General features: G+C 68.1%; 2 protein-coding genes and 1 pseudogene. 2 read left to right on the top strand and 1 reads right to left on the bottom strand.

What is annotated here, in order from left to right; all coding sequences use genetic code 11:
* Positions 1–124: 124 nt before the first annotated feature.
* A pseudogene (locus AC08OX_RS04590) lies at positions 125–592 on the top strand (NUDIX domain-containing protein); the annotation flags it as partial.
* Here AC08OX_RS04590 and AC08OX_RS04585 read toward each other — a convergent pair.
* Positions 572–3,499, bottom strand: a complete 2,928-nt coding sequence (locus tag AC08OX_RS04585) for an MMPL family transporter (protein ID WP_476606663.1) — start codon at positions 3,497–3,499, stop codon at positions 572–574. The pseudogene AC08OX_RS04590 and the gene AC08OX_RS04585 sit on opposite strands and share 21 nt — an antisense overlap.
* Positions 3,500–3,606: 107 nt before the next feature.
* Between AC08OX_RS04585 and AC08OX_RS04580 the strand changes: the two genes are divergently transcribed.
* The coding region (locus AC08OX_RS04580; protein WP_476606662.1) for a TetR/AcrR family transcriptional regulator at positions 3,607–4,142 on the top strand (536 nt) is incomplete at its 3' end.

The following is a 4,142-nucleotide window of genomic DNA, read 5'->3' as shown; positions in this document are numbered from 1 at the left end:
GCGAAACGCTGGCGGGTCGCGCCCCTTCGTGGTCGCCTATCGTTAGTGGTCCACCGCGTCGCCCACCACTCGGCGGCAGGAACATCAATTCCGTTCGTCAGTACTATGTGAAGTGTGTGATAATATGAAGAAGGATCTTGACTTTTCCCTAGTCGACCGGGCTCTGCCGGACCCGGCCGGCGTACCCGGTGACGGCCTGATGCTGCGGTCGGCGATGTCCTCGAAGCCGCCGGCCACCCCACGGCAGCGTCCTGACCACGGCACCGAGGCGAGCTTGAACCGACCTCCGATGGCGCGACCCTACGCTGCGGCGGGTGTCCTGTTCTTCGATGAAGAAGACCGCATACTGCTCGTTGAACCGTTGTACAAGCCAGGCTGGGACATTCCGGGAGGCTTTATCGAACCGGGGGAATCGCCCTACTCGGCGTGCGTACGGGAGGTCGCCGAGGAGCTCGGTATCGCCCCACCGATCGGTGGTCTGCTCGCGATCGACTGGGCGCCATGTCTTAACGACGGGTGGCTCGACAGCGAGATGCTGGCCTTCGTCTTCGACGGCGGTGTGCTGCCTGCCTCATGGCGGGAGCGCATCCGGGTGGACATGGACGAGATCATCAACTGCGCGTTCGTCCCCGTGGACGAGGTGGGCGGGTTGCTGTCGTCCCCGCACGCGCGACGGGTCCGTGCCGCCGCGGCCCTGCGGGGGGTGCCGCAGCGTAGCGGATATCTGGAGTTCGGTAATCAGATTCCCGAGCCCGTCGGTGGTTCGGTGAGCGTCGCGTCGCTCGGTGAACCGGATGCTCGGGGCGCGGGCGCGGCTCAGGCGCTCGCGGGGCCACCCGCATGTGGCGCGGTGATGATGTCCAGCTTGGCGAACGAGGTGATGGAGGCATGACCGCCGGCGTCTCGGTGAGGATCCGGCGCACCGCCGGCTTGGCGTGACGGTTGCGCACCCACGCCCCCAACCGGGCCCGGGCATAGGGGAACAACGTGCCCAGTACCGTCGCGGTCGCGCTCGTGGTTCCTTCGATGGCGACGAACGTGTCCTCGGCCGGCTCACCGTCCTGGCCGATCCCGGCAGGCCAAGCGCCGCGGGGCGCCCGCCGGCCAGGCGGACGCCCCGCGGGCTGTCACTGTTCGGGTGGTCCCGCATTGTTCGGGTGGTCCCGTGAAGATCAGCGCATGGGCTCGCCGGTGCGTGAGCTCCGCTCCTCGCGGGCTGCCTGCCCGGGAAGCGGGCGGACCGGCCCCCGGCCGCGGAACGGCCCGCGACGGCGTCCTCGGGCAGCGGGGTGTGCCGGATCTCCTCCAGATCCTCGGCGGACTCGACGGAGATCCGCGGCAGGACCCGGTCGAGCCAGGCCGGCACCCACCAGTTCGCCGTGCCGAAGATGTGCATCAGCGAGGCCACCAGCACGGTCCGGATGATGAAGGCGTCGATGAGGATCGCCGTCGAGAGCCCGAGGCCCATCAGCTTGATCACCCGTTCGTCACCGAGGATGAACGAGGCGAAGACCAGGATCATGATCGCGCCAGCCGCGGAGATGACCCGGCCGGTCTCGGCCTGGCCGAGCGAGACGGCGATCCGGTTGTCCCGGCGCGCGGTCCACTCCTCGTGCATCCGGCTGACCAGGAACACCTCGTAGTCCATGGACAGGCCGAACAGGATCGCGAAGAGGATCACCGGGATGAACGCCTCGACCGGGCCGCCGCTGATGCTGAACAGCGATGCGCCCCAGCCCCACTGGAACACCGCGACGACCACGCCGAAGGCCGCCCCGACCGCGAGCAGGTTCATCAGCGAGGCGGTCAACGGGACCAGCAGGCTGCGGAACACCGCTACCAGCAGCAGGAAGGCGAGGAGAACCACGACCCCGATGAACAGCGGCAGCTTGCCCGACAGCGTGCTGGAGAAGTCCTCGAAGGTGGCCGTGATGCCGCCGACGTAGATGCCGGTGCCGGCATGGTTCGCCTGCGGGATCACGTGGTCGCGCAGCTGGTTGAGCAGCTTCGAGGTCGCCTCGGCCTGCGGGCTCGTCGTCGGGTACAGGGTGGCGATCGCCGCCTGCCCGTTTGGGCTCGGCCGCGGGGCCGAGACGGAGGCGACGCCTGGTGTCGCGCGGGCCGCCGCCACCACGGCGCGGAGGCTTGCCGTGTCCTGCGGCGAATGGATCTCGGCGACGATGCTGAACGGACCGTTGAACCCCGGTCCGAAGCCCTCGGCCAGCAGGTCGTAGCCGCGCTTGGTGGTCTTGGCGGTGTCGCCGTTGCCGAGATCGGACGAGCCGAGCCGCAGCGAGAGGAACGGGATCGCGATGACGGCGATGACCACCGCGCTGACCACCGCGAACAACTGGGGCCGCCCCTCCAGCCGCTTCGCCCAGTGCCACCAGACGCCCGAGGTGCTTTCGTGCACCGGGCCCTCCTCGGCCAGCCTGCGCCGGTCGCGCCGGTTGAGTACCTTCATGCCGTAGAAGCCGAGCAGGGCCGGCAGCAGGGTGACGGCCGCGGTCATCGTCATCGCCACGGCTACCGCAGCCGAGATCGCCACGCCGTAGAGGAAGCTCACGCCGAGCGCGAACATGCCGAGCAGCGCGATGCAGACGGTCATGCCGGCGAAGAGCACGGCGCGCCCGGAGGTGTTGACCGCGGTGACCGTGGCCTCCTCCGGGCTCTTGCCTGCGCGTAGGCCGATGCGGTGCCGGTTGACGATGAACAGGGCGTAGTCGATGCCGACGCCCAGTCCGATCAAGGTCGCGAGGACCGGGCTGAACTCGGCGATCGTGAGGACGTGGGAGAGCAGGATGATCAGGATGCTGCCGACCCCGAGGGCCATGATGGCGGTGATCAGGGGCAGAGTGACGGCCAGCAACGAGCCGAAGGCGACGAAGAGGATGATCGCCGCGGCGATGATGCCGATCAACTCGCTGTAGCTTTGCTGCTGCTGCTCGATGATCGAGACGACCTGACCGGTCGCCTCCACCTGCAGGTCGTCGCCGCCGTAGCCTCGAGCGGTGCCGACGAACCGCTGGATGTCGTCCTTGGGTAGCTCGATGCCCTGCAGGTCGAAGTCGACGGTCGCGAAGGCCGTGTGCCCGTCCTTGCTGATCTGGGCGGCGCCCCGCGGCCCGTATGGGCTCGTGACCCCGGTGACGTGCGGGACCTTGGCGAGCTCGCCGAGCATCTCGCTGGCCCGATCGGAGATGGCACGGTTGGTGATACGAGTCTTGTCACTGTGCAGCACGATGGTGGCGCTGTCTCCCGACGCCGCCGGGAAGTCGCGTTGCAGGAGGTCGATGGCCTTCTGCGAATCGGTGCCGGGCAGGGAGAAGGCGTCCTTGTAACTACTTCCGGCCACCTGGCTGATGCCGCCGAGCCCGAGCAGCGCGACGATCCACAGGAACAGGACGAGCCGACGGTGCCGGAAGCACCAGCGGGCGAGCGAGGCCACGGTTTCCCCTCGGGCGTTGGTGATCGGTGGTGTCGCTACCTGCGACGTCATGCTGACGATTTGCTGCTGATTGCTACCGAGAAACTTACCGGTCGTTCAGTAGGTAGAGTTGAGGGTAACATCCGTCGCGGACTCGATCGGGGGGGTGTATGGCCGCCATGACCGATCCGGCATCGCCCGATCCACGGGGCGATACCAGATCGCGGATCCTCGCCGCCGCCATGAGCCTCTTCAGCGAACAGGGGTATGCCGGCACCTCGGTGCGGGACATCTCCGAGCGGCTGGGAGTGACGAAGGCGGCGCTCTATTACCACTTTCCGTCGAAGGAGTCGATCCTCGACGCTCTGCTGGAGCCCTTCGTGTCCGAGCTGGGTCGACTTGTCGATCTTGTTCGGCAGTCCCCGCCGCCCCCCCGGATCATCATCGAGCGATTCGTCGAGGCGCTGGCGGGCCCCGGTGGCGTGCTGCTCGTCTTCGCCGACGACCCTTCGGTGATTCACCGTAAGATCGGCAAGAGCGACATACTGTCGCTGCAGCAGGCCCTCGTGCACGGGCTCGCGGGGCCGGCTCCCACCCATCTTGGGTTGCTGCGCGCGTACTGCGCGGTCGGATCCCTGCGGGGGGGGATCATCGGGATGGCGATCGAACGTGCCCAGGCCGCCGCCCGGCAGTCCACCAGCGCCGACGAGGAGCG

Source organism: Frankia sp. CoBUL1 (assembly GCF_978021245.1).
Note: the sequence above shows the minus strand (reverse complement) of the source record. Positions and strands in the feature narration are given on the sequence as shown.

Excerpts from the sequence above, each read along its gene's own strand:
- AC08OX_RS04585 (WP_476606663.1), bottom strand. The coding sequence starts at position 3,499 with ATGACGTCGCAGGTAGCGACACCACCGATCACCAACGCCCGAGGGGAA.